Below are 24,726 nucleotides of genomic sequence, written 5' to 3'. Positions count from 1 at the left end.
GAAACGTAAAAAAAATTATTATATTTATCTGAATATTGAGGGAATATAAAAGTTTTATTTATCTAATTTTCAGAAAACATAGACTATAATATTAATAAATGGTATAATTTCCTTGTTATTGGAATTAAAATGAAAATATTAGAAGAAAAAGGATTGGGCTGGTTTTAATGGGGGATTCTGATCACAAAGAAACAAAGGCAATATTAAAGTTATGGTTTATTTATATACCACTTGCATTTGGAGAGTTTGTCTTTTCGAATATCATAGGTTATTTAAAAAAATAAAGATTTTGCATTTGAAAAACAATTAACCTAATTTAATTGTTTTTTTATTTTACTTTAATAAACCAAATAAAAATAGAGATTTTGAACAAGATGAAGTTTATGAAGGAAATAACGTTGATTAGGTGCTGAAAACAGTGTGAAATCAACAGTGCCTAAAGAATAAAACAGGAATCATTCAACCATGGTAATTTGCCGTTTTATTAGCTTCCTATAGTGATATGTTATGGTCACATCATATGTGTACGATACTTGTAACTTAATATAGCATTACTAGAACTTCAAAATTAGTAGTTAAGGTGCTACCTTTTAGAGTGCTATAGATATATAACTTAGCTAAAAAAGCAAAAATCATATAATTTGCGCTTTTTATTATCCGTTTTTTGGTAAATGATTATAGTTTTTGTCACATTAATACTGTACGATACATAGTATAAAACACATACTGTATGACATATAGTAATGGAAATGAGGTGAGTGAATGAATACTTTATTAAACTCGTTAATTACTGAGTTAAGAAGAGGGACATTAACGTTAGCTGTTTTAAGTCAATTAAGAACGCCGCAGTACGGATATTCACTTGTCCAGTTATTGGAGCAATCAGGGATTACAATTGATCAAAGTACTTTATATCCGCTACTTCGCCGATTAGAAAAGCAGGAGTTAGTGACGAGTAGTTGGGATAAAACAGAGAGTAGACCTCGTAAGTATTATGTTTTAAGTGAATATGGATTAGAGATATTTTTACAATTGAAAAAGCAGTGGGTAAAGGATTCGAAAGAACTTTATAACTTATTAAAGGAGGAGGACGAAAATGAGTTTGATTGATATGTATGTCCATGAAGTTGCGAAGAGATTGCCTGAACAAAATCGTGAAGATATTACACTTGAACTACGGTCAACAATAGAGGATATGTTACCAGACGATTATAATGAGGAAGATGTGAAGAGTGTACTCGAAAAATTGGGAAGTCCAGTTTCATTGGCTAATGGGTACTTGGATAGACCAATGCATTTAATTGGACCACGTTATTTTGATGTATATACGACGCTATTAAAAATGATTATACCAATTGCAGCTGTTATTGCGCTCATTTCAATGGTTGCAGAAAATTTTATAGGCTATAATGGTGATCAAGCGGTATTAAATGTTATTTTACAATTGATAGGTAAAGGTATAGGGGAAATTTTTGAAGTGGGTCTCCATGTATTTTTCTGGTTAACACTTGTATTTGCTATTTTAGAAAGAACTGATAAAGAAAAGGATCCACACCCATTAACAACAAGCTTAAAAAAATGGACACCAGATGACTTGAAAAATGTTTCGTATATCCCGAAGAAAAAGGCGATTTCAAAGTTTGAAGTTTTTGGAGGTTTAATGTGGACAGCAATATGGGCTACACTTTACTTTTATGCGAATCATCTTGTAGGCGTATATCATGGTACAGAAAACGGATTGAAGTTTGTCGCGCCAACGTTTAATCAAGATGTTTTGCTTCAATACTGGCCCCTAATTTTGGTTATGATCGTTTTCGAAGTAGCTATATCACTTTATAAGTTAGTACAGGGACAATGGACGAAAAGGTTGGCAATTGGAAATGCTATTCTTCAAGTAGTCGGAACAATCATATTCATTGTAATTGTAGTAAATCCACATTTATTAAACGCAGGATTTATTACGTATTTGGCAAATGCATTTACTATTTCCCCAGAGGAGTTTAAAACGTGGCTCATTGGGGGAGGAATTTTCTTCTACATGTTATCTGCTGCAATAAATATACTTGATGGTTTCCGAAAAGCTAGTATTCGTATGTAGATAAAAATCGGAAATTTCGATAAAATAAAACTATTGAAAAGATAGTGAAAAAAGATGAACATGATGAAAGGAAGAAAACAATGATAAGGGAAGCAACGAAAAGAGATTTAGCATACATTTTAGATATTTATAACGATGCGATACTTTATACAACAGCTGTATATGCGTATAAACCTGTAACCCTTGAAAATAGAATAGATTGGTATGAACAAAAAAAGGCTGAAGGGTATCCCATTTTCGTATATGAATTAGATAATAAAGTAGTAGGGTTTGCGACATTCGGCCCATTTAGAGCGTGGCCTGCTTATAAATATTCAGTTGAACATTCTGTGTATGTAGATAAGGCATATAGAAAAAATGGCATTGGGTCTTCATTAATGAAAGAATTAATCAAAATTGCGAAGGAAAGAGAGTATATGACCTTAATTGCTGGAATTGATGCAGAGAATGAAAAAAGTATTGCCTTGCATTTAAACTATGGATTTGTTCATGCAGGGACAATAAAAAAAGCTGGTTATAAGTTTAATAAATGGCTAGATTTAGCTTTTTATCAGCTGGAGCTTAACGGTCCTGAAAATCCTATAGAAGAATAAAGATTTTTCGGTAGCAAGAAAAAATTCATGCTACCTTTTTCTTATTTTAATAGCTGATGAAAAGGTTTTTTATATTCAATATTGAATTATTAGAATTTAATATAACGATATGAAAAGAGGGATGGAAATGGAAACTGTCATAAATAAAATAAAAGAGGTACAATCTAATTATGTGGGAATGGCAATTTATTCTACAAAAAACAATCGTATAGTTGCTTCATATAATAGTGAATTAAATATTCCGTTAGCATCAGCAGCAAAATTAGTTATTGGATTTGTAGTAGCACAAATGGTGAGAGAAAATAAACATAATTGGAATGATATACTTCATCACATTAAATTTAATCCGCATGAAGATAGTGCGCAGTTATATCCGCATTTACAAGGAAGAACTTCTTTAACACTTAGTCAAGCGGTCGAGGTAATGATAGCTTGTCATGATAGTTACGTTGCACAGTCAGTTGTAATGCACTGTGGTGGATGGGATGCTGTGAAAATGTATGTACAAACGTACTTTTCAAAAATTCATATACAAGAGAATGCTAGAGATGAGAAAAATATTGGAGACTTAAATGAAGTTCTTGCCCTTTTCATACAAACCTTTCAAGGTTATAAATTAGAACCAGAATTATGGGAACCAATTATTAGTGGCATGGTAAGACAACAAGGAGAGTATGAAGAAATCCCATATTATCATTTAGCTCATATGACAGGTGGATTGCTCACAGCTACAATAAATATTGGTATAATAGGAATGTTTAACGAATTTCCGCTTCTTTATGTAATTGGGGGAAAAGATTTACCGAATCGACGTGAAAATAAAGAGGTAGATGAAGCTTTTGCAGTAGTTTTAAAGTACATATACAAAGAATATAGTGAAAGCATGCTAGGAGTGAGCGGTTGAAAAGAAACTTAAAGACTTCAACAATCATTATTTTAATTTTAACGATTATTGCTCTTGAAGTTGGAATCGCACTATATAATCACAATTTGTCATTAGATACAATTTACTTTGCAGCGATCCTTATTTGTATTGTATTGCTTTTTGGCACACGTGTTTCTGAAGAGAAAGAAAGTAAATCGAAACGAGGGCGAAGAAAAACAGCTCTTATATTTTGGCCATCTATTTTATTGTCTATCGCTTGTTTTGCAGTTATAAGTTACATAAGGATAGGCTATGTCTCTGTACCAGGGATAATTGGCTTTTCATGCTTTGTTACATATGGTGGATTCGTATGTATTAGTATTTTAAAGAGAAAAAATAAAATGTAGATTACTAAGTTGAAAGGAAGCAATGTATATGAAACATATAGAGAACGGTACACGTATTGAAGGAGAATACATTAAAAATAAAGTCATTCAATATAATATGTCCATCTTAACAGATGAAGTAAAACAGCCGATGGAAGAAGTAAGTCTCGTAGTAAAAAATGAAGAAGGAAAAATATTTGGTGGTGTAACAGGTACGATGTATTTTTATCATCTTCATATCGACTTTTTATGGGTTGATAAATCAGTTCGTCATGACGGTTATGGTAGTCAACTGTTACATAAAATTGAAGGGATTGCGAAGGAAAAAGGGTGCAGATTAATATTGCTAGATTCATTTAGTTTTCAAGCGCCAGAATTTTATAAAAAGCACGGTTACCGAGAGTATGGTATCGTTGAAGATCATCCGAAAGGTCATAGTCAGCACTTTTTTGAAAAGAGATTATAATAATATTATGTATACTGATTGATGGGAGAAAGCATATGTACACGTATAAATCGCAACAAGAACAACCAATCTGTGCAGAAAAAATAAAGAAGCTTTATGATTCTGTCGGTTGGTGGCCAGAAAGAAAAGAAGTCGATATTGAAAAAATGTTAAAGAATAGTATAGCCATTGGAGTATGGGAAGAAAATGAATTAGTTGGATTTGCTAGAGTCGTTTCTGATGGTGTTTTTCGAGCATACATTGAAGATGTTGTCGTACATGAGAATATAAGAAATAAAGGTATTGGAGAGAAAATGCTTACAATATTACTTCGAGAAATATCTCATATTGATATTGTTAGTCTATTTTGCGGAGAGAAGCTAATAAAGTTTTACGGTGAGCAGCAATTTCAAGCAACGAAGCAAATTGTGATGCATCGTAATCAAACAGGGAAAGAATAAGAGGTGCCAATTAAAATGAATGCAACAAGAGCGTACTGTTTATCGAAAAGAAAAGCGACAGAAGATTCTCCAGATGGCTGGAGTGCAACATGTATGAGGCTTAATAATAAAATATTTGCGATAGTAAATCATGAAGAAGGTGAAAAGGCTGCGATTACATTGAAGTGTGATCCAGAAGTCGCATTAAGAATAAGAGAAGATTATCCAGAAACAATTATTCCAGGGTATCATATGAATAAAAAACATTGGAATACCGTTTATATTCATAAGGGTATAGAGCAGGAGCAAATAAATAAAATGATTGATTGGTCGTATGATTTAGTACTACAATCATTTTCAAAGAAAAAGCAGCAGGAGTTAATGAATTAATATGTATTAGGAGTGTGTGTAATGAAAGGTTCGATTAAAGATACGTATGATAAATTAGCGAGTACATATAAAGAAAATCTAGATTTCGCAAATCCATATAACAGTTATTATGAAAGACCGGCGATGATGGAGCTTATTTCAAAGGAACTAGAAGGAAAAAAGATACTAGATGCTGGATGTGCAGCTGGATGGTATACTTCTCAATTCATAGGAAGAGGAGCAAATGTTACAGCAATTGACGTAAGTCCTGAAATGGTAAAAGCAGCAAAAGAAAATATAGGAGAAGAAGCAACGTTCCTTTGTCATGATCTGCAAGAAACATTGCCATTTGAAAATAATACGTATGATGTGATTGTAAGTTCGTTAACTCTTCATTACTTAGAAAATTGGAATCAAGTATTTCAAGAATTTCGTCGCGTATTGAAGCCGGGTGGAGAACTTATATATTCTATCCATCATCCTTTTATGGATTTCACAAAGTTTCCATGTGAAAGTTATTTTGAAAAACAGCTATTAATAGATACTTGGGTTAAACCGAACATTACAATTGAAGTCGAATTTTTCAGAAGGTCACTACAAGACATAATAAATGAAACTACAAATTATTTTGTATTAGAAGAGATAGTGGAACCGAAGGCAGTTGAAAAGATGAAAGAAGTAGACAAAAAATCATATTATTATTTAAATATGAATCCACATTTTCTTATCATAAAAGCAATTAATAAATAGCTAGTAAAATAACTTTGTTTTACTAGCTATTTACAGTTTTACATTACATATTAGGAGACTTTAAAATGAATACGAAACGAAATAGAGTATTATATGCACTATTTACTATAGTTGTTATTATTTTAGGTCTTAGCTCAAGAAAGTTTTCTTTTGCACTACCACATCTATTAAATGATTATTTAGGTGATGCATTATGGGCATTAATGATTTTCACTGGCTTTGGATTTTTGTTTCCTAAAACAGAGACGAAGAAGTTGGCTTTTATTAGTTTAATGTTTTGCTACGGGATTGAAGCGAGCCAATTGTATCATGCGGAATGGATAGATAGCATTCGTGCAACGACTTTGGGGGGACTCGTGTTGGGATACGGTTTTTTGTGGAGTGATGTAGTGGCTTATACAATTGGTGTTGGAGTGGGAATACTTTGTGAGTTTATGTTACGGAGGAAATAATCGATTTTAAAAAGGAGCCCTTTATGAAAAAAATAATATTAATTGGTTCTGGTGGTTCAGGAAAATCTACATTAGCAAGGCAGTTAGGGAATAAATTAAATATTAAGGTGCATCATCTTGATGCATTATTTTGGAAACCGAATTGGGAAGGTGTTCCGAGAGAAGAACAAATAACAGTTCAAAATAGCTTAATTAAAGATGAGAAATGGATTATTGATGGGAATTATGGCGGGACGATGGGTATAAGACTGAATGCAGCTGATACAATTATCTTCCTTGATATTCATAGAACAATTTGTGTTTATAGGGCTTTTAAAAGAATTGTAAAATACCGAAATAAAACAAGACCAGATATGGGCGCGGGATGTGAAGAAAGATTTGATTTGCAATTTTTTAAATGGATATGGGAATATCCTAATGCTAAACGACCTACAATTTTAAAAGGGTTAGAGCAATTGCCCGAAGAGAAAAAGGTTATTGTTTTAAAATCTCCAAATGAGGTTCGGAAATTTTTAGAGCACATATAATAATAGAATGTAACAAAACAATTCTTTGTAGATCTTACCGATTAGTTTAATAAAACTAATCGTTTTTTATTATGAAAAATTTAACGCTTTTTGAAAATTGTATTTTGTAATGAGTATATGACTATAAGTTCATATAAAATGAACGTTTGGAGGAATAGAAAATGACTAACGATTTAATTCAACTAATCGATTCATTAATGGTCAATATTCCAGCTGGAGAGGTAGTATTAAGAGATGATCGAATAAAAAAAGAATGGCTAGTACAAATTCAACCATTTCTTCTTGCAAAGTATGCTGTAACAACGGAACTATATGATGCTATTACAAATAGTACATTAAATAATTTTGAAAATAATCATAAACCAGTTGTAAATATTTCATGGAACGATGCCATTGCGTTTTGTAATGTACTTTCAAAAAAAGCGGGATTAAAAGAATATTATTCTATTAGTGATGGTGGTCAAATTGTTAGATGTAAGTTAGATTCAAATGGCTACCGATTGCCATCTGAGGCAGAGTGGCAATATGCATGTAAAGCAGGTACAACCGGATATACATACGGGAAACTTCATGATATAGCATGGTATAATGAAAATTCAAATGGACATATTCATGACGTTGGCCAAAAGGAACCGAATGCATGGGGACTCTATGATATGTTAGGGAACGTTTGGGAATGGTGCTATGATTTGTATGATGAAAAAGTATACGGAACATACCGCATTTTTCGTGGAGGTAGTTGGGCTGAAGCAGCGAGAGGTTGCGGCGCTACTTGTCGTCGCCGAAGCCATCCTACATTTCATATAGAAGATCTCGGTTTTAGACTTGCTAGGTCAATTTAGCAGGAATATGATACGAAGGGGATCTATACTCTTGCCAACATAGGAATGATTTAACGTAAGGAGTGTTTATAATGGCGCGTGTTTTATTTATTAACGCTGGATCAGAAGGACATATAAATCCAACTTTGCCAGTTGTAGAAGAGTTGATTTCTCGCGGTGAAGAGGTCGTTTATTTTTCAATAGAAGCTTTTAGGGAACGAATTGAGAAGACAGGTGCTACTGTACGAACGATTGACGATCAAAAATTTATAAAAGCGTTTCTATCTGGAGGCAGAAATTATTTACAGGAAAGAATAAACGGTCTTCTACATACAGCAGATGTTGTTATACCTAGTGTTCTAGAACAAATTGAAGGTGAACATTTTGATTACATAATTCATGATTCTATGTTTGGCTGTGGGCACTTAATTGCTCAAATTCTTAAATTGCCATCCATAAATTCATGTACATCTTTTGCGCAGGATGAAAAATCTTTTGAGCAAATGTTAGGTCATCTGTCAAAAAATATCCCAGTAGAAATTCATGATAAAATACAGAATGATTTTCAAAACTTAACGAAGGGAATTGCTGAAAAATATGGTGTTGAAATAAAATCATCGTATGAAGTTTTCTGTAATCCTGCGCCCCTTACTATTGTGTATACAATTAAGGAGTTCCAACCTTTTGGTGATACGTTTGATGAAACATATAAATTTGTAGGACCATCTATCTCTGCACAAATGAAAAACAGAGACGTTGATTTTACTTCAATTGAAGAAAAAAGTCCGATTTATATTTCATTAGGTACTGTTTTTAATGAAGCGATTGACTTTTATAAACTGTGTATGAAGGCCTTTGAGAATAGTGAGCATACAATTGTTATGTCTATTGGTAATAAAACAAAAATAAGTGATCTAGGCGAAATCCCTAAAAACTTCATTGTGAAAAACTATGTGCCTCAAACCGAACTGCTTACTTATACGAAACTATTTATTACACACGGCGGGATGAACAGTGCGCATGAAGGACTGTATAACGGGGTTCCGCTCGTTGTAATACCGCAAAGTGCAGATCAGCCAGTAGTCGCAAAGCAAGTGGAGAGTCTTGGAGCAGGAATAAAATTACAAATGCAAGGATTAACTGCGGATCAACTAAGTGAAAGTGTAGAAATGGTATTAAATAATCCGTCATTTAAAGAAGTTGCTTTGAATTTGAAGAAATCTTTCCAAAAATCAGGTGGATATAAGGAAGCTGTTGATGAAATTTTTATATTTGTAGGTCAGTGAAAAAATGAAATTATACATTAGAAAAGCATCTAAATAGGATGCTTTTTATTTAACTTTATAATTCTTATTTTTAATATCTAGTATGGTTAAAACTAAGGCACTGAGAGATATAAGTATAAGAATAAAAGTTAACCAGTTAAATGTATTGTCAATTATGAAGTAAAGATGATAGATAAATATATTCAAATTTTATTTTAAAATGTTAGGACTTAGTTTTACATGTTAGTAATAATTTCACTGTTTCTGCACAACTTCTGCACATACTTAGGTAATTTCTATGTCATGATATATTCATAAAGTGAAATGTTTCACAAGAAAAATATAATTTCACTGCGGTGTATGCATAATTAACACATACATCGGTACAAGTTTGTCTCTTGTTATTCTTTTACATCAAAGCCCACATTCCACTACAAAGTATAACAAGAAGGAGACATGAACATGAATAATCGATTTTTAAAACAACTACAAAATATGAAAATGAACAAAAAAAGTTTAGGAGCTGTAGCATTAACAGCTGGAATTATTAGTACGACACTTATTCCTCAAAATGCTTATGCGCACGGTTTTGTTGAAAAGCCTAGTAGCCGATCCGCTTTATGTAGTTCAACTTATGGTGCGCTAAATGTAAACTGTGGAAGTGTTATGTATGAACCACAAAGTTTAGAAGCTCCAAAAGGTTTCCCACAAGGTGGTCCAGTAGATGGACAAATTGCTTCAGCAGGCGGAAAATTTGGTGGTATTTTAGATCAACAAACAGCAAATCGTTGGTTTAAAAATACAATCACTGGTGGGGAAAATACATTTACTTGGAAGTATACTGCGCCTCACTTAACGAGTAAGTGGCATTACTATATTACTAAAAAAGGATGGAATCCAAATAAAGCGCTAACACGAGCAGATTTCGAACCAATTGGAACTGTACAACATGATGGTTCTGCAGCTTCAAATAATTTAACTCATAAAATCAATGTACCTACTGATCGTAGTGGATATCATGTGATTTTAGCAGTATGGGATGTAGCTGATACAGCAAATGCATTCTATAATGTAATTGATGTTAATCTTATTAATGATGTGAAACCAGACATAGAAGCGCCAAGTATTCCAAATGGACTTCAGACGCAAAAAGTAACAGCGAATAGTGTAGAACTAACATGGAACGCTTCTACGGATAATGTAGGGGTAAAAGGATATCAAATCTTCCGTAACGGAGAGATGATTGATACAGTACCAGGGACTCATTTTATTGATAAGAAGTTACAACCAAGTACAGAATACTCTTATACTGTAAAAGCAATTGACGCAGCTGGCAATGTATCGAAAGAAAGTACAGCGCTTACAGTAAAAACGACAGTTGAGACTCCTGATACAGAAGCACCAACACAACCAAAAGGATTACATAGTATGGGAACGACAGCGTCAAGTGTGGATTTAATGTGGAGTCCATCTGACGATAATATTGGTGTAGACCATTATGATATTTATAGAGAAACAGAAGGGTCAATGAAAAAGATTGCAACATCCAATACAACTTCTTATATGGATAAAAATCTGCTCGCTAATACTACTTATAAATATGTAGTGAAAGCTGTTGATGTAGCTGGAAATGAATCCGTACAGAGTGATATATTCACAATTACTACAAAAACTGAAAGCGCTTCACATGAAGCGTGGGATGCAAAAAAAGCATATAAAAAGGGAGATAGAGTTCTACACGAAGGAAAAGTATATGAAGCAGTCCAGAGTTATCAAGGAAATGGTGATCCGAACTGGATTTATGCATTATCATTATGGAAAACAGTGTAAGCTTTACCTAGATATGAACTAAGAGATGATGGGCTTTGATTTCAAAAGAGAATCTTGAGAATTCACTTTTCTATTAATAATAAAGGGTAGTGTATGAATACATAAGATTCATACACTACCCTTTTTATTATGATAACATTTTCGTCATAAGTATATGCGGAATGCCATCTTCCATAAATATATCAGAAGAAGTTTCATAACCTAATTTTTTATAAAATCCTTCAGCTTGTGTTTGCCCGTGTAGTTTCACTTTTGTAGCTTGTTCGTTACGAGCAATTTCTTCTAACGTTTGAATGATGACTTTACCTAATCCGTATGTACGATAATCTTTTAAAATGCAAATACGTTCTAATTTTCCGACGCCATCAACAAATCGTATACGCCCTGTACCTACAGGAAGCTCATTATAATAAACTAAAATATGTTTACATTGCTCTCCGATTTCATCGAATGTATCGAATTCATCTGCAAGAGGGACACCTTGTTCTTTTACAAATACTTCTTTTCGAATATGAAAGGCAGTTTCTAAATCAGCAAGTTCTGTTATAAGTTTGGATTGCAAAATGTTCAGTCCTTTCTAGTGTAATCAGCTTGTGTTTTCATAGTATATCATAATAAAGCGCTATTAAGAGAAGAACATACTAAAAAGCCAACTTTAAAAAGTTAGCTTTTATTACAATTCCTTTATCCCATTTTTAGCGCCGATAATTACTTTACTCGTCATACTTATAAACAACCCTGTTTCAACTACACCAGTAATCATTTTTAATTGAGTGTGTAAATGGGCAGGATTAGAAATATGATTAGGGAATATACAATCGATAATCATGTTATTGTTATCGGTTATATAGGTTTCATTATTTTTCAAACGTAATGTTGTTTGACATCCTAAAGACTGAATTTTATTTTCGGTTTGTTTCCATGAAAAAGGGATGATTTCAATAGGTAATGGAAAAGTACCTAAATGTGTTACAAGTTTCGATTCATCAGCAATGATAATTAGTTCTTTAGAGGAAGAGGCAACGATTTTTTCACAAAGTAATGCACCGCCACCGCCTTTTATAAGTTGTAAATTTGAATCAACTTCATCCGCTCCATCAATTGTAAGATCAAGACTTTGTACGTCGTTTAACGAAATTAGGGGGATATTTAGTTGATGTGCTAATGCTTCAGTTTCCTTTGATGTCGGTACAGCTTGAAATGATAATCCTTCTTTTACACGCTCACCTAATTTTTGTATTGTCCAATATACAGTAGAACCTGTACCAAGCCCAATCTTCATGCCATCATTTACAAAGTTAGCGGCATATTCGCCAGCGAGCTGTTTTAAATTCATCGCTTTACTCCGCCGGACGCGGTCCAGCATCAAGACCTGAATTTTCAACTGTAAGTACCGGACGAACGACTATATCTTTATGTACACGCATTTGACAAGATAATCGTAAATGATCTTCAATCCCTTTTTCCGTCATTGCATGTTTCTCATTCGCACTCGCTTCACAGAAATCACCTGCTAGTATTTCTACTCTACAAGTTGTGCAACGTGCATTCCCGCCGCAACGATGAAGAATGTTGACACCGCTATCTTCAATTGCTAATACTAACTTCGTTCCTTCTTTTACATCAAATGTTCCCGCACCTTCAATTGTTAATTTTGGCAAATTTGTTCCTCCTCACGTAAAATTGTACATAACATATTTATGACCGCGAATTATTGAACATAAACATTATTTTTTTATATCCCCGTAACTTTTTTTAATGTTGAATCGTTTATTAAGTAAGCGCTGAAAAGGAGTGGTTATTTTGTGCACAAAAGTAACTCATGTTTTAAAGAACCGTATCGATATGAATCATTCAAATATAAACTTTTTAATTGAACAATATGGAGAGTTAAAAAGATACTGTACTTTTTTAACGAAAAACAAATGGGATGGGGAAGATCTCGCCCAAGAAACAGTGTGTAAAGTGCTTCAAAAATATAGAAATAAAGATATTTGTATGACACTCGTCTATAAAATAGCAAGAAATCGTTGGTTAGATCAGATGAAGTCTAAGTCTGTTCATGAAAAAATAAGAGAACAAATCACTTCTGAAGAACCACATGAGAACATTGCAGATTTGCATGAAATGGTAGGGAAAGTATTGTCTTCATTAAATGTACAGCAATCCGCAATTTTATTATTAAAAGATGTTTTTCAATATAGTATCGCTGATATTGCTAAAGTGTGTTCTGTATCAGAAGGTGCAGTGAAAGCTTCTTTATTCCGGAGTAGAAATAGGCTGAAAACTGTAAGTGAAGAAGGGGTCGAGATAGTCGAATTCACAGATGATATGGAAGTTGTAGTAACGTCTATTCGAGAAGAGAGACCGGAATTATTAACGAAACTGCTTCCGTCAATAGATTTTACTAAGTTACCATCTAAACAGCCAGTCTTATTATTTAATGTGAAACAACCTTCTTCCTACAGTTGTATGCTTTGCGCAGCATAACAAGTATTGGAGGGATTTAAAATGAATGCAATTCCATATGTAGTAGAACAAACAAAATTAGGAGAACGTTCCTATGATATATATTCAAGGTTATTAAAAGACCGCATTATTATTATCGGTTCAGAAATTAATGATCAAGTAGCGAGTAGTGTCGTAGCTCAATTATTATTTTTAGAAGCAGAAGATGCAGAGAAAGATATATTCTTATACATCAATAGCCCCGGCGGTTCAACGACAGCAGGTTTTGCAATATTAGATACGATGAATTTAATTAAACCAGATGTGCAAACGCTGTGCATGGGCTTTGCGGCATCATTTGGTGCATTGCTATTATTATCTGGAGCAAAAGGAAAACGGTTTGCGCTCCCTAACAGTGAAATTATGATTCATCAGCCGCTTGGTGGTGCACAAGGGCAAGCAACAGAAATTGAAATAACTGCGAAAAGAATATTAAAGTTAAAGCATGATATTAATAAAATGATTGCAGAAAAAACAGGCCAACCGATTGAAAGAGTAGCACATGATACAGAAAGAGATTATTTTATGACTGCAGAAGAAGCGAAGGAATATGGGATTGTAGATGATGTTGTTACGAAAAAATAAGATGAAAAAGGCTAGAGGATATATTAATTCTCTAGCCTTTTTATTAATCCTTTACCCATTCATCAACTAATGCTTGATTTTTTTTAATCCATTTTCGCGCAGCTTCTTCAGGATCTTTTGTTTTATTTAACATGACCATTAACGTACCGAGCTGTTCATCGTTCATTTTCCATTTATCAAAGTATTTTATAACATCTGGGTGATCTTTTTCGAAACCTTTACGAACGGAGTAATAAATGTCATCTTTTTCACCATATACTTTCTTAGGGTCTTTTAAATATTTCAAGTCAAATTCTGAAAACCCCCAATGCGGATTCCAAAGCGTAACAGCGATTGGTTTCTTTTTTGTATATGCTTTCTTTAGTTCACTCATCATCGCAGCTTCAGAGGATTGGACAAGTTTTAGTTTTATATCATATTCTTTCATTGCTTTATTCGTTAAATTCATAAGACTACTACCGGGTTCGATACCGACAATTTTATTATCTAGTTCATCTTTATGAGCATTTAAATCTTCGATACTGTTTATATTTTTCATATAAGAAGGGACGACTAAACCTAGTCCAGTACCTTCGTACCATTTTGATTTTAAGACAATATCATCTTTATAACGATCGTTTAGCGGTTTATCTGTAACTGGTAGCCATACTTCTAAATTCGCATCAACATCGCCACGAGCAACACCAGTCCAAATTGCGGCTTTTTCTAAATACATGAGCTCAACTTTGTAGCCTTTTTCTTCTAATAAAACTTTCCACATGTTTGCAGTTGCAATATTTTCTTTCCAACTTGTTACACCAAGTTTAATTTTCCCTTTCGAATTTGCATTTGTTGCATTACATGAAGTGAAAATCATAGTAATAAATAATGCAAGGCATATAAACCAAATTTTCTTTCGCATTGAAAACCTCCTAAGTAACGTTTGCCTTATAAAATAAATGTATAAGTAAGCATTCTTATTATGAACGGAAACGAGAATTTTAAAGAAATCTTATGAATGTCATTTTTATGTAATATTTCTTTGTAAAATCGCAACACTATGTGAATAGATGGGTAGAAAAGGAGTAGTGACATGGATAATACAAAGGTGCGTGTTGAAAACGTAACAAAAGTATTCGGGAAACATCCGCAAAGAGCCCTTTCCTTATTAAAAGAAGGAAAAAGTAAATCGGAAATTTTAAAAGAGACAGGAATGAACGTTGGGGTGAAAAAAGCAACGTTTGAAGTATACTCTGGAGAAATTTTCGTTATTATGGGTTTGTCTGGTAGCGGGAAATCTACGCTTGTTCGTATGTTAAATCAATTGATTAAACCAACTGCAGGTCATATATACATAGATGGTGAAGACATCGCAACGATGGGAAAAGAAGAGTTACGAAGAGTAAGAAGAACGAAAATGAGTATGGTATTTCAGAAATTCGCTCTATTTCCGCATCGTACAGTTATACAAAATGTTGCATATGGGTTAGAAATACAAGGAGTTCCGGTTGAAGAGCGAGAGAAAAAAGCGTTAGAATCGCTACAGTTAGTAGGACTCGATCATCATAAAGATAATTATCCAAGTCAACTTAGTGGCGGTATGCAGCAGCGCGTTGGAATCGCAAGGGCGCTAACGAATAATCCAGATGTATTACTAATGGACGAGTCATTCAGTGCATTAGATCCACTTATTCGAAAAGAAATGCAAGATGAATTGTTAGAGTTGCAAGATAAAATGGAAAAAACGATTATATTTATTACGCATGATTTAGATGAAGCGCTTCGAATTGGAGATCGTATCGCATTAATGAAAGATGGAGAAATCGTTCAAATTGGAACGCCAGAAGAAATTATGATGAGCCCCGCTAATGAATTTGTAGAAAAGTTTGTTGCGGACGTGAATTTAGGAAAAGTAATTACGGCGGAGTCTATTTTAAAACGACCAGAAACTTTATTAATTGATCGTGGACCTCGTGTAGCCCTTCAAATTATGAGGAATGCTGGTGTTTCAACTGTATATGTTGTAAACAAAAAGTATGAGTTTTTAGGTATATTAACTGCGGATGATGCGAGTAAGGCAGTACAAAAACAGTGGCCGATTGCTGATTTATTACTTAATGATATTCCGCATGTGTATTTAGATACTTTACTGGAAGAGACGTATGCAAAAATGGCGGAGATGAAATATCCGTTACCAGTAATCGATGAGAAGAAAAGGCTAAGAGGAATTATTAAACGTGAAAGTGTCATTCAAGCTCTTGCAGGAAACATTGAGGAAGAGGTGAAAGACGATGAATAGTATACCGCGTATTCCGTTAGGGGAATGGGTCGACTCATTTGTTGTAAGTTTATATGAGCACTTTGAAGGCTTATTCCGAGGATTCTCTTATATTATTGGTGGATTCGTTGATTTACTCACTAATTTTTTAATAATAATTCCTGCCATATTGATGATTATTATCTTATGTTTCCTCATTTGGTACACAACGAGAAAACTATCTTTAGTCATTTTTACGCTTATTGGATTATTATTTATTTTAAATATTAACTACTGGGCACAAACGATGCAAACATTAGCACTCGTACTTACGTCAGTTATTATTTCAATTATTGTCGGAATTCCAATTGGTATATTAGCATCTCAAAATGAACGTTTCTCAAAATTTTTAAAACCAACATTAGATTTTATGCAAACAATGCCTGCATTCGTATACCTTATTCCAGCGATCACATTTTTCGGAGTAGGTGTAGTACCTGGAATTATTGCATCAGTAATCTTTGCAATGCCACCGACAATTCGTTTTACTGACTTAGGAATTAGACAAGTTCCAGAAGATTTAATTGAAGCAGCGAATGCATTTGGATCCACTGCATCACAAAAACTATTTAAAGTACAATTACCACTTGCAACCGGAACGATTATGGCTGGTGTGAACCAAAGTATTATGCTTTCGTTATCGATGGTTGTAACAGCGTCACTTGTAGGAGCTCCTGGACTTGGAGTTGATGTATATCGCTCGGTAACACAAGTTAATATCGGAATGGGATTTGAAGCTGGATTAGCTATCGTAGTAATCGCAATTATATTAGACCGAATTACACAAGGGTTCCATACGAAAAGAAAATAATGACCAAAAAACACACTTTTATACTACAAAGTGTGTTTTTTATTGCATCCAGTTTACATACGAACGATAACAGAACCTCCAGCTGGTGCACAAACTTGGTTTTGCTGTTGTTCCATGGATTTAATTAATTGATTATTTTCTTCGATTAATGAGATTAATTTAGCTAACTGACTTTCAAGGCTAGCGATGCGCGGCATCATATATTGTGAATCATGATGCAATGTATTCCTTACAGGATGGGGGGAATAAACATACTGTTGATTTATATTTGGATTCCAATGAGGATGCATTTGAATCGTTCCTCCTTCAATAAATTACGGATCTTTCTTATAGTAAATGCCTATATATATTTAATGGTTACTTGAAATTTTTTCATTATAAAAGGAGTATGTACAGAAAATGGAAAATATTATATATGAAGTTAAAGTGCTTTTTTTGAAAAGATTCAAGCGAGATAGTGCGTATATTAATACATTTAAGTGAATGCATGTTGTTTAGGGAGAAATGATGGGAGGAGATGCAATTTTGGCTAAAAATAAAAAAAGAAATGATGCTTTGGCAATAGGTGTCGGTATAGGGGTTGTAATCGGTGTATTTCAAGGGCACTTTACAAATAATTTAGTAATCGGAATTGTGATTGGGATTATAATTGGGATTGCGTTTTTGAAGAAATAATGAGATGTAAATTCATTTCAAAAATTGTTGTATCAAAAGAATGAAAATTCGGAATACGAAACCTGTTTTTCCTTTTTTTGTGCTATTATATATGAAAAGGAAGGTGATGGATATGTCAACAAACAATCAAATAGAACAAAACTGTTTCATTTGCGAAAAACATAAAGGAAATATTATAGTTCCAGGTGGAGCTATTTACGAAGATGAACTCGTTTACGTTGGACATGTCTACTGGGATAGTGAAGAAACATACCTAGGTTATGTAATGATAGATATAAAAAGACATGTACCTGGCCTTGCTGAACTAACAGATGAAGAAGCGAAAGCGTTAGGACTTATAACAAGTAGAGTAAGTAAAGCGCTAAAAGAAAGCGAAGGTGCAGAGCATATTTACACTTTTGTTTCAGGAAATGGTGTACCACATATGCATATGCACATTATTCCACGCTATCCCAATACACCAAAAGAATTTTGGTCACCAACCGAAGTAGCGAAATGGACTGGTGCACCATATGGTGATGAAGAGAAAATAAAAAAACTATGCGAAAGAATACGTAAGTATATGGTAAATGAGTATGCATACAACAAATAATACACAATATTCATGGGTTGGAAATATAGAAATGTGTTTAGGAGAAATTTCAGTTAAGCAATATGGTGATATTGTACTTGGTAAATATGGCGGGAATATAAGTGCTGGAGCGAAAAAGAATGAAGATGGTGCATTAGTTTGGTCAAATGGTGAATGGGAATTTGCAGCTATATTAGATGGACATAATAGTGCAGAAAGTGTTGATTTAGTAGTAAATACAATCGAAAAAGAATATGAAAATATAAGAATAATTTTGAATGAACCAATTGATACAGTATTTCAGTATGTTGAAAATCATATACTTACAATTTTTCAGTCATCTTCATTTAAGGAAAAGTGCAAAAGAATACAAGGTGAAACAGCTTGCTTACTATGTGTAAGAAAAGAAAATTATATATGGTGGCTTTCTATTGGTGATTGTTTAGTGTATGTATTTCATGAAGAGTTACATAAGTTAGGACAATATGCATTAAATCAACGTCATTTTTACGAATGGATTGGAAATGTAAACACATTTGATTTACCTGTTCCTTGTTATTCATCAGGTATTCGTGAATTACGTACTGGAAAGAACCGAATTGTAATGGTGACAGATGGAGTATTAGAATGCGGGGAACGCCGATATGAAACGCCAGTAAATCTGTATAATAATATGAATAGAAATAATAAAAAACTTGAAGAAAGTGTTCATCATGTATTAGAGCACGTTCATCATCAATTCGGACGCGATAGTGCGACTATAATTAGTTGGGACGTTGAAAATAAAGAGAGTGCTACGTATCCGAGTGATCAGCCGGAGAAAAGGTAAAGGAGGAGGCCTTTCTGTTTCTTTTGAAACTAATTGTCTTATTGTTATGGATTATAATTTTATTCTTTTTAGAAAAAATTGTGAGGAAGAAGTTAAATATACCGAGACAAACTGGATGGAATAGTAAATATGTCAGCCAATCACATAAATGGGGGCAATGGATTATCATTATTTCTTATGTAGTACTTATGATGATAGGTTCAATTTTGAATCCAATATACATGACTTATATACCAATTTTCTTTTTTATGACGTTGTACATTTTTCAAGGATATATGCAGTGGAAATATGATAGGAAAGCAAAAGAATATATTATTTCGTTTGGAATTGTTCCGTTACTAATAATTACAGGTTTTATTTTGAATGTATTCTATAATACGTATTGGTGATGAATGGTCATACAAATAAAGGGTGAGAAAATGATAAGACCACGTTTACGGGCTGAAGTAATGATTGTAAACGACGAACATTCAAAAGTACTAGTACAATGTGATGAGAATGAATCATTTTATCGTTTTCCAGGTGGCTCTATTGAATTTGGTGAAACGTCAAAAGAAGCAATAATTCGAGAGTTAATAGAAGAATACGATTTGAAAGTTGATGTTCAAGAGTTAGCAATTGTAAATGAACATATTTTTGAGTGGGGCAACGAAAATGGTCATCATTGTACATTGATACATTGGGGGACTGTTGAAAAAATCATTACAAATGAAATAAGGCATAAAGAGCATGAGGATATTATATTAATTTGGAAAAGTCTAGAGGAATTACAGGAGAAGCCGACATATCCTGAAGGCATCATAAGTTATTTAGAAGGGGATAACCGTAATATAGTCCAATTTATTTCAAGTAATTAAATGAAATAATAGGAGGGGTGAAAATGGGAGCTTCTACTTTTGGGATTATAACTATTGTTTTTTGTATAGCTGTCTACTTTCTCGATAAGTTTTTAAGAAAAAAATTGAATATGCCCAAGGGTGGTTTTTGGGGATATAAGAAACATGTAAATAGTTTACATAAAAAATTGGAAATAGGACTACTTTTTATTTAATAACTAGCTTTATATTTATCTTTAAATTTGAAAGTGTTAATATCGCTTATGTCATTTTTACTTATTTAGGTGGGACGTTAATCTTAAGAGCATTGATGGAATGGAAGTATGATAAAGAATCGAAAGAATATATATTTTCGGTAATTGGGGTATTCACGTTTATTTTTATGACTTCGATACTATTTTACTTCTTTCCACCTGCTGTATAATAAAAATTTGATAGTACAAATAATGAAATAACTAATAAGCAAGAAACCATTTACTACTAAATGGTTTCTTGTTTATTTAAGCATTTATTTTAGTTAATATAGATGTAATGAAATTAGTTTTATCTTCTGCATACTTATGTTTATCAGTAGGATTAGCTTGTGAAAGTTGAATCTTTAACTGTTCATACTGCATGCGTGCAGTTTTATTGTCTATTAAGTAATCACGAAATTGTAATTGTTCTATTAAATATGTATTCCCTTGTTCATACATATGAATTTGATGAGTTCTTGGTTCACCTTTATTAAAATAGTATCTTTCGGGTAATACTTCTTTTCTATATTTATAGTTTAGTAGTTCTAACTTTTTAATAAAATGTATACCGTCCGTATAATTTTCTAATTCAATTGCTATATCAATAATTGGCTTTGCACTTAAATATGGAATAGAAGTACTACCAATATGGTGTATCGCTAAAATATGTTCGCCAATTTGTTCCTCAATGATTTGTTTCTCTTTCATAAACTCAATTTCCCATTCTTCAGTCCACGGCACTAAAAACACTTTCCCATACGGTAAACCTAACATTTAATTAGCACCTCTTTCAAAATAGTTTTCAAAAAGTTTATTACATCTTCTTAAAGCTTCTCAAAACAAGGTGTTCCCACAATCTCCAAGGAAGAATCTTCTTCGTAAAGATCATAAATTTTACACCTTTTCCAATAGGATATCGTAAAGTAGTACGCTTTGTTTCAGCAATTTCAACGATTTTATTAGCAACATCTATCGGATTACCAAATGTATCACTACCGCTATTAATATGTTTTTGTATTTTATCCATATACTCTTTGTAAGGAGATGTTGTATCAGATTGGTTTTCAGCTAGTTGTTTACCAACCTCCCATATGTTTGTGTTATAAGAACCTGGTTCAATTAAAGCAACATCTATTCCGAAAGGTTTTACTTCTAAGCGAAGCGATTCACTCCAGCCTTCTAATGCATATTTTGAAGATACATAAGGAGATAAACCAGGAAATCCAACTTGGCCGCTAATGCTGCTTATATTAATGATTTTTCCACTTCTTTGTTTTCTCATATACGGTAAGACAAGCTGGGTAATTGATATAGCTCCAAATAGGTTCGTTTCAAATTGTTTACGGTATTCCTCTACTGGAATTTCTTCTACAAAGCCGCCATTTGCATATCCTGCATTATTAACAAGTAGGTCTACTTTTTGTATTTCTTTTAAAAATAATTGGAAGTTATGTATAGAGTTTTGATCGGTTACATCTAATTGTTGAATTTTTATGTTTTGTTGTAAGTTGAGTTGAGTAGCTTGAGATAGTAAGTTCACTTGTTTTTCAAGGTTCCGCATTGTAGCAATAACTAAATAATCTTTTTTTGCGAGTTCGAGTGTAGTTAATAGTCCAAATCCACTTGAGGCTCCAGTAATTATTGCGATTTTTTTATTCATTTTTCGCCAGCTTTCTTTTTCTTTTATCATAACGAGTTATGATAAGAAAATCTATTATTCTTACATTTAGTATGAAATCAATTTGTATGTAAAAAAAGGGGATTATAGGGAATCAGCGTATATAGAGTAGTGTATATTAATATGATAATGAAATGAGGGAAGAAAAATGGTCCATGTAAAAGCTGTATTAGCGGATCAGTTATTAGCAAATGCAAATGATCCCAGTTGGTATATGCCATTTTCAGATGCAGTTAAGGGTTTGTCTGAGAGGGAAGCTTTCTGGAAACCGAATGAAGAGAGTAATAGTATAGCTGAAATCGTACAACATTTACTGTATTGGAACTCTACGTGGCAAACTAGGTATAAAGAATCAAATGTGAATGCAGTACCCGCTATAGGAGATAATAACAAAAGTTTTATGCTCTCAGATAATCAAACTTTCGATGAATTACGGGAAAAACTACTAGAAAAACTGTTACAATGGCAAAATCTCATAAATGAAGAAAAGGTTGAAAGTGATGTAGTGGGATTTCCTGTTTCTGCAAAGTGGTGGGAAGTGCTAGCGAATGTAACAACTCATAATGCATATCATATTGGTCAAATTATTTACATCCGAAAATTACAGAAGAGCTTTGATAATGAATAAAGTAACAATTCTCTTATTAAGGGAACAAAGGTGGACAAAACGAGACAAACGTCTCATTTTGTCCACTTTTTTATTGTTAAAAGATAGAGAAAACCTATTAAAACAAGGATTCGAAATTGGCACAATACTTGCAATATAAAAGACGAACAAGAAAATAGGAGGGCTGGACATGTTAAAAACAACTGAAAGTAAAGGGAATGAAATTACGAAAGAACAAGCTCATTGGATGTACGAAAAAATGTTAGAAATTCGTAAGTTTGAAGATAAGGTGCATGAATTGTTCGCGCAAGGCGTTTTGCCAGGTTTCGTTCATTTATACGCAGGTGAAGAAGCGGTAGCAGTTGGTGTATGTGCCCACTTAACGGATAGTGACAGTATTACAAGTACACATAGAGGTCATGGACATTGTATCGCAAAAGGTTGTGATTTAAATGGTATGATGGCTGAACTTTTCGGGAAAGCGACAGGATTATGTAAAGGTAAAGGCGGTTCCATGCATATTGCCGATTTAGATAAAGGAATGCTTGGTGCGAATGGCATTGTAGGCGGGGGTTTCCCACTTGCTTGCGGTTCAGCATTAACAGCTAAATATAAAGGAACAAAAGATGTAAGTGTTTGCTTCTTCGGTGACGGAGCAAATAATGAAGGAACATTCCATGAAGGGGTTAATTTAGCGGCGATTTGGAAGTTACCAGTTATTTTTATTGCAGAAAATAACGGTTACGGTGAAGCAACTACATTTGAATATGCTTCAAGTTGTGATTCTATCGCTGATCGCGCAAAAGCTTATAATATTCCAGGTGTTCAAGTAGATGGAAAAGATCTTCTAGCTGTATATAAAGCTGCTGCAGAAGCAGTTGAACGTGCGCGTAATGGTGATGGTCCAACAATTATTGAATGTATGACATATCGTAATTATGGTCATTTCGAAGGTGAAGCGCAAACATATAAAACATCAGAAGAAAAAGAAGAACATTTAAACGAAAAAGATGCAATTGTGAATTTCCGTAAGCATTTAATTCATGAAGGTTTATTAACAGAATCTGAACTTGTTGATATGGAAAAAGCAGTAGATGATGCAGTACAAAGATCCATTGAATTTAGTGAAAATAGTCCATACCCAGACGATGAAGAATTATTAAAAGATGTATACGTTTCTTACAAATAAGAGGAGGGTGAAAAATTATGACTAGAACAGTAAGTATGTCAACTGCAATTAATGAAGCGATGAAAATCTCAATGAGTCGTGATGAAAATGTAATTTTAATAGGTGAAGATGTTGCAGGCGGTGCACAAGTTGATCACCTGCAAGATGATGAAGCTTGGGGTGGTGTTCTTGGTGTTACGAAAGGACTTGTACAAGAGTTTGGCCGAAATCGTATATTGGATACACCAATTTCTGAAGCGGGTTATATGGGAGCTGCGATGGCAGCTGCTGCAACTGGGTTACGTCCGATAGCTGAGTTAATGTTTAATGATTTTATCGGTAGTTGTCTTGACCAAGTATTAAACCAAGGTGCGAAATTCCGTTATATGTTTGGAGGTAAAGCAAAAGTACCCGTTACAGTACGTACGATGCATGGCGCTGGTTTTAGTGCAGCAGCTCAACATTCACAAAGTTTGTACGCATTATTTACGAGCATACCAGGTATTAAAGTTGTTGTTCCTTCCACACCGTATGATGCAAAAGGCTTATTATTAGCGGCAATTGAAGATGATGATCCAGTAATCTTCTTTGAGGATAAAACACTTTACAATATGAAAGGTGAAGTGCCAGAAGGATACTATACAATTCCATTAGGAAAAGCAGATATTAAACGGGAAGGTTCTGATGTAACAATTGTCGCAATCGGAAAGCAAGTTCATACAGCGCTTGCAGCTGCAAAGCAATTATCGAAAAAGGGGCTTGAAGTAGAAGTAATTGATCCACGATCTTTATCACCACTTGATGAAGATACTATTTTATCATCTGTTGAAAAAACAAATCGTCTTATCGTCATTGACGAAGCGAATCCTAGATGTAGTATTGCAACAGATATTGCGGCAATTGTAGCGGATAAAGGTTTTGATTTGTTAGATGCACCTATTAAACGAATTACAGCACCACATACACCTGTTCCGTTCTCACCACCACTTGAAAAGTTGTATTTGCCAACACCAGAAAAAGTAATTGAAACTGTATCAGAAATGATCGGAGACCAATCTTTATTACATGTGTAATAAAACGATGAG

Annotated in this window: 34 protein-coding genes and 1 pseudogene; 28 read left to right on the top strand and 7 right to left on the bottom strand. The window is 33.6% G+C overall.

The genetic code is table 11. The features are described 5' to 3' along the window. The first annotated feature begins 762 nt into the window (after positions 1-762). The 14 genes from DN400_RS26930 to DN400_RS26865 all read left to right on the top strand — a co-directional run bounded on the left by DN400_RS26930 (position 763) and on the right by DN400_RS26865 (position 10,841). Positions 763-1,110: a PadR family transcriptional regulator gene (locus tag DN400_RS26930; RefSeq protein ID WP_098256153.1), complete on the top strand. Its 348-nt coding sequence runs from the start codon at positions 763-765 to the stop codon at positions 1,108-1,110. Further along, positions 1,097-2,098, top strand: a complete 1,002-nt coding sequence (locus DN400_RS26925; RefSeq protein WP_000052353.1) for an HAAS signaling domain-containing protein — start codon at positions 1,097-1,099, stop codon at positions 2,096-2,098. Before DN400_RS26930 ends, DN400_RS26925 begins: the two co-directional genes overlap by 14 nt. Positions 2,099-2,178: 80 nt before the next feature. Then, a complete protein-coding gene (locus DN400_RS26920) occupies positions 2,179-2,691 on the top strand; it encodes a GNAT family N-acetyltransferase (RefSeq protein WP_098237013.1) in 513 nt (170 codons plus the stop codon). 127 nt (positions 2,692-2,818) lie between these two features. Next, a complete protein-coding gene (locus DN400_RS26915; RefSeq protein ID WP_098256154.1) occupies positions 2,819-3,595 on the top strand; it encodes a serine hydrolase in 777 nt (258 codons plus the stop codon). Continuing rightward, positions 3,592-3,963: a hypothetical protein gene (locus DN400_RS26910; RefSeq protein WP_016081293.1), complete on the top strand. Its 372-nt coding sequence runs from the start codon at positions 3,592-3,594 to the stop codon at positions 3,961-3,963. The genes DN400_RS26915 and DN400_RS26910 overlap by 4 nt, the downstream gene beginning before the upstream one ends. A gap of 28 nt (positions 3,964-3,991) precedes the next feature. Beyond that, positions 3,992-4,408, top strand: a complete 417-nt coding sequence (locus tag DN400_RS26905; protein ID WP_098256155.1) for a GNAT family N-acetyltransferase — start codon at positions 3,992-3,994, stop codon at positions 4,406-4,408. 35 nt (positions 4,409-4,443) lie between these two features. Then, entirely contained in the window at positions 4,444-4,848 is a 405-nt protein-coding gene (locus tag DN400_RS26900; protein WP_098942693.1) for a GNAT family N-acetyltransferase, read from the top strand. A 15-nt stretch (positions 4,849-4,863) separates the two neighbouring features. Further along, entirely contained in the window at positions 4,864-5,217 is a 354-nt protein-coding gene (locus DN400_RS26895; protein ID WP_000994624.1) for an MmcQ/YjbR family DNA-binding protein, read from the top strand. Positions 5,218-5,238: 21 nt separating this feature from the next. Beyond that, positions 5,239-5,946: a class I SAM-dependent methyltransferase gene (locus DN400_RS26890; protein WP_147802047.1), complete on the top strand. Its 708-nt coding sequence runs from the start codon at positions 5,239-5,241 to the stop codon at positions 5,944-5,946. A 65-nt stretch (positions 5,947-6,011) separates the two neighbouring features. Continuing rightward, on the top strand, positions 6,012-6,398 hold the full coding sequence (locus DN400_RS26885; RefSeq protein ID WP_147802046.1) for a ribosomal maturation YjgA family protein: 387 nt from the start codon (positions 6,012-6,014) through the stop codon (positions 6,396-6,398). A gap of 23 nt (positions 6,399-6,421) precedes the next feature. Beyond that, a complete protein-coding gene (locus DN400_RS26880; protein ID WP_147802045.1) occupies positions 6,422-6,925 on the top strand; it encodes a DNA topology modulation protein in 504 nt (167 codons plus the stop codon). A 161-nt stretch (positions 6,926-7,086) separates the two neighbouring features. Then, positions 7,087-7,767, top strand: a complete 681-nt coding sequence (locus tag DN400_RS26875) for a formylglycine-generating enzyme family protein (protein ID WP_063547515.1) — start codon at positions 7,087-7,089, stop codon at positions 7,765-7,767. A gap of 71 nt (positions 7,768-7,838) precedes the next feature. Next, positions 7,839-9,032 carry a macrolide family glycosyltransferase gene (locus tag DN400_RS26870; RefSeq protein WP_147802044.1) on the top strand — a complete coding sequence of 398 codons (1,194 nt, stop codon included), beginning with the start codon at positions 7,839-7,841 and terminating at the stop codon, positions 9,030-9,032. Positions 9,033-9,473: 441 nt separating this feature from the next. Then, a complete protein-coding gene (locus DN400_RS26865; protein ID WP_147802043.1) occupies positions 9,474-10,841 on the top strand; it encodes a lytic polysaccharide monooxygenase in 1,368 nt (455 codons plus the stop codon). Positions 10,842-10,968: 127 nt separating this feature from the next. Here DN400_RS26865 and DN400_RS26860 read toward each other — a convergent pair whose 3' ends face one another. The 3 genes from DN400_RS26860 to DN400_RS26850 form a co-directional block, all read right to left on the bottom strand. Further along, positions 10,969-11,403, bottom strand: a complete 435-nt coding sequence (locus DN400_RS26860; RefSeq protein WP_001190868.1) for a GNAT family N-acetyltransferase — start codon at positions 11,401-11,403, stop codon at positions 10,969-10,971. 111 nt (positions 11,404-11,514) lie between these two features. After that, positions 11,515-12,177: a ribose 5-phosphate isomerase A gene (rpiA, locus tag DN400_RS26855; protein ID WP_147802042.1), complete on the bottom strand. Its 663-nt coding sequence runs from the start codon at positions 12,175-12,177 to the stop codon at positions 11,515-11,517. A 4-nt stretch (positions 12,178-12,181) separates the two neighbouring features. Next, positions 12,182-12,502: a 2Fe-2S iron-sulfur cluster-binding protein gene (locus DN400_RS26850; protein WP_001125388.1), complete on the bottom strand. Its 321-nt coding sequence runs from the start codon at positions 12,500-12,502 to the stop codon at positions 12,182-12,184. 142 nt (positions 12,503-12,644) lie between these two features. Between DN400_RS26850 and DN400_RS26845 the strand changes: the two genes are divergently transcribed. Together DN400_RS26845 and clpP are read left to right on the top strand one after the other, a co-directional pair. Continuing rightward, positions 12,645-13,331: an RNA polymerase subunit sigma-70 gene (locus tag DN400_RS26845; RefSeq protein ID WP_016512688.1), complete on the top strand. Its 687-nt coding sequence runs from the start codon at positions 12,645-12,647 to the stop codon at positions 13,329-13,331. Positions 13,332-13,352: 21 nt separating this feature from the next. Beyond that, positions 13,353-13,934, top strand: coding sequence for an ATP-dependent Clp endopeptidase proteolytic subunit ClpP (clpP, locus tag DN400_RS26840; RefSeq protein ID WP_000991612.1), 582 nt, complete (start codon positions 13,353-13,355; stop codon positions 13,932-13,934). 43 nt (positions 13,935-13,977) lie between these two features. On the opposite strand, the gene DN400_RS26835 is transcribed toward clpP, so the two are convergent. Continuing rightward, a complete protein-coding gene (locus DN400_RS26835; RefSeq protein WP_001227615.1) occupies positions 13,978-14,835 on the bottom strand; it encodes a glycine betaine ABC transporter substrate-binding protein in 858 nt (285 codons plus the stop codon). A 171-nt stretch (positions 14,836-15,006) separates the two neighbouring features. Between DN400_RS26835 and DN400_RS26830 the strand changes: the two genes are divergently transcribed. Continuing rightward, positions 15,007-16,212 (top strand): quaternary amine ABC transporter ATP-binding protein, encoded by a 1,206-nt coding sequence (locus DN400_RS26830; RefSeq protein WP_000370606.1) that lies wholly within the window; start codon positions 15,007-15,009, stop codon positions 16,210-16,212. Continuing rightward, positions 16,205-17,041 (top strand): ABC transporter permease, encoded by an 837-nt coding sequence (locus DN400_RS26825; protein ID WP_001084773.1) that lies wholly within the window; start codon positions 16,205-16,207, stop codon positions 17,039-17,041. Before DN400_RS26830 ends, DN400_RS26825 begins: the two co-directional genes overlap by 8 nt. Positions 17,042-17,094: 53 nt before the next feature. Here the strand turns inward: DN400_RS26825 and DN400_RS26820 are convergent, their stop codons facing one another. Beyond that, entirely contained in the window at positions 17,095-17,331 is a 237-nt protein-coding gene (locus DN400_RS26820) for a hypothetical protein (protein WP_000553346.1), read from the bottom strand. A 217-nt stretch (positions 17,332-17,548) separates the two neighbouring features. On the opposite strand from DN400_RS26820, the gene DN400_RS26815 reads away from it, so the two are divergent. The 6 genes and pseudogenes from DN400_RS26815 (at position 17,549) to DN400_RS26790 (ending at position 20,376) form a co-directional block, all read left to right on the top strand. Beyond that, entirely contained in the window at positions 17,549-17,716 is a 168-nt protein-coding gene (locus DN400_RS26815) for a glycine zipper domain-containing protein (RefSeq protein WP_000508401.1), read from the top strand. Between the two features lie 91 nt (positions 17,717-17,807). Next, on the top strand, positions 17,808-18,308 hold the full coding sequence (locus tag DN400_RS26810; protein WP_147802041.1) for an HIT family protein: 501 nt from the start codon (positions 17,808-17,810) through the stop codon (positions 18,306-18,308). Next, positions 18,292-19,116 (top strand): PP2C family serine/threonine-protein phosphatase, encoded by an 825-nt coding sequence (locus tag DN400_RS26805; protein ID WP_000557598.1) that lies wholly within the window; start codon positions 18,292-18,294, stop codon positions 19,114-19,116. The genes DN400_RS26810 and DN400_RS26805 overlap by 17 nt, the downstream gene beginning before the upstream one ends. Before the next feature lie 23 nt (positions 19,117-19,139). Continuing rightward, positions 19,140-19,505, top strand: coding sequence for a DUF4181 domain-containing protein (locus DN400_RS26800; protein WP_000767735.1), 366 nt, complete (start codon positions 19,140-19,142; stop codon positions 19,503-19,505). A 30-nt stretch (positions 19,506-19,535) separates the two neighbouring features. Then, complete coding sequence (locus DN400_RS26795; protein WP_000620919.1) at positions 19,536-19,973, top strand: NUDIX domain-containing protein; 438 nt, start codon at positions 19,536-19,538, stop codon at positions 19,971-19,973. 23 nt (positions 19,974-19,996) lie between these two features. Continuing rightward, positions 19,997-20,376: pseudogene (locus DN400_RS26790) on the top strand (DUF4181 domain-containing protein). A gap of 76 nt (positions 20,377-20,452) precedes the next feature. Here the strand turns inward: DN400_RS26790 and DN400_RS26785 are convergent. Together DN400_RS26785 and DN400_RS26780 are read right to left on the bottom strand one after the other, a co-directional pair. Beyond that, the gene (locus DN400_RS26785) at positions 20,453-20,962 is read right to left on the bottom strand and encodes a GrpB family protein (protein ID WP_071713671.1); all 510 of its coding nucleotides are present in this window, start codon (positions 20,960-20,962) and stop codon (positions 20,453-20,455) included. Positions 20,963-21,002: 40 nt separating this feature from the next. Further along, positions 21,003-21,848: an oxidoreductase gene (locus DN400_RS26780; protein ID WP_025989043.1), complete on the bottom strand. Its 846-nt coding sequence runs from the start codon at positions 21,846-21,848 to the stop codon at positions 21,003-21,005. A 166-nt stretch (positions 21,849-22,014) separates the two neighbouring features. Here DN400_RS26780 and DN400_RS26775 point away from each other — a divergent pair, with 166 nt between their 5' ends. Genes DN400_RS26775 through acoB form a run of 4 tightly spaced genes read left to right on the top strand, consistent with a single transcriptional unit; the run spans position 22,015 to position 24,714 of the window. After that, positions 22,015-22,494, top strand: a complete 480-nt coding sequence (locus DN400_RS26775; RefSeq protein WP_071713672.1) for a DinB family protein — start codon at positions 22,015-22,017, stop codon at positions 22,492-22,494. Next, positions 22,487-22,633, top strand: a complete 147-nt coding sequence (locus tag DN400_RS29645; RefSeq protein ID WP_001045415.1) for a hypothetical protein — start codon at positions 22,487-22,489, stop codon at positions 22,631-22,633. The genes DN400_RS26775 and DN400_RS29645 overlap by 8 nt, the downstream gene beginning before the upstream one ends. Before the next feature lie 30 nt (positions 22,634-22,663). After that, on the top strand, positions 22,664-23,662 hold the full coding sequence (acoA, locus tag DN400_RS26770) for an acetoin:2,6-dichlorophenolindophenol oxidoreductase subunit alpha (protein ID WP_000921262.1): 999 nt from the start codon (positions 22,664-22,666) through the stop codon (positions 23,660-23,662). A 17-nt stretch (positions 23,663-23,679) separates the two neighbouring features. After that, positions 23,680-24,714, top strand: a complete 1,035-nt coding sequence (gene acoB, locus DN400_RS26765) for an acetoin:2,6-dichlorophenolindophenol oxidoreductase subunit beta (RefSeq protein ID WP_071713673.1) — start codon at positions 23,680-23,682, stop codon at positions 24,712-24,714. The last annotated feature ends 12 nt before the right edge of the window (positions 24,715-24,726 follow it).

Source organism: Bacillus sp. AR8-1 (assembly GCF_008042345.1).
Taxonomy (GTDB): Bacteria; Bacillota; Bacilli; order Bacillales; family Bacillaceae_G; genus Bacillus_A; species Bacillus_A cereus.
The sequence above is the reverse complement of the archived record's forward strand: the minus strand, read 5'-3'. Positions and strand labels throughout refer to the sequence as shown.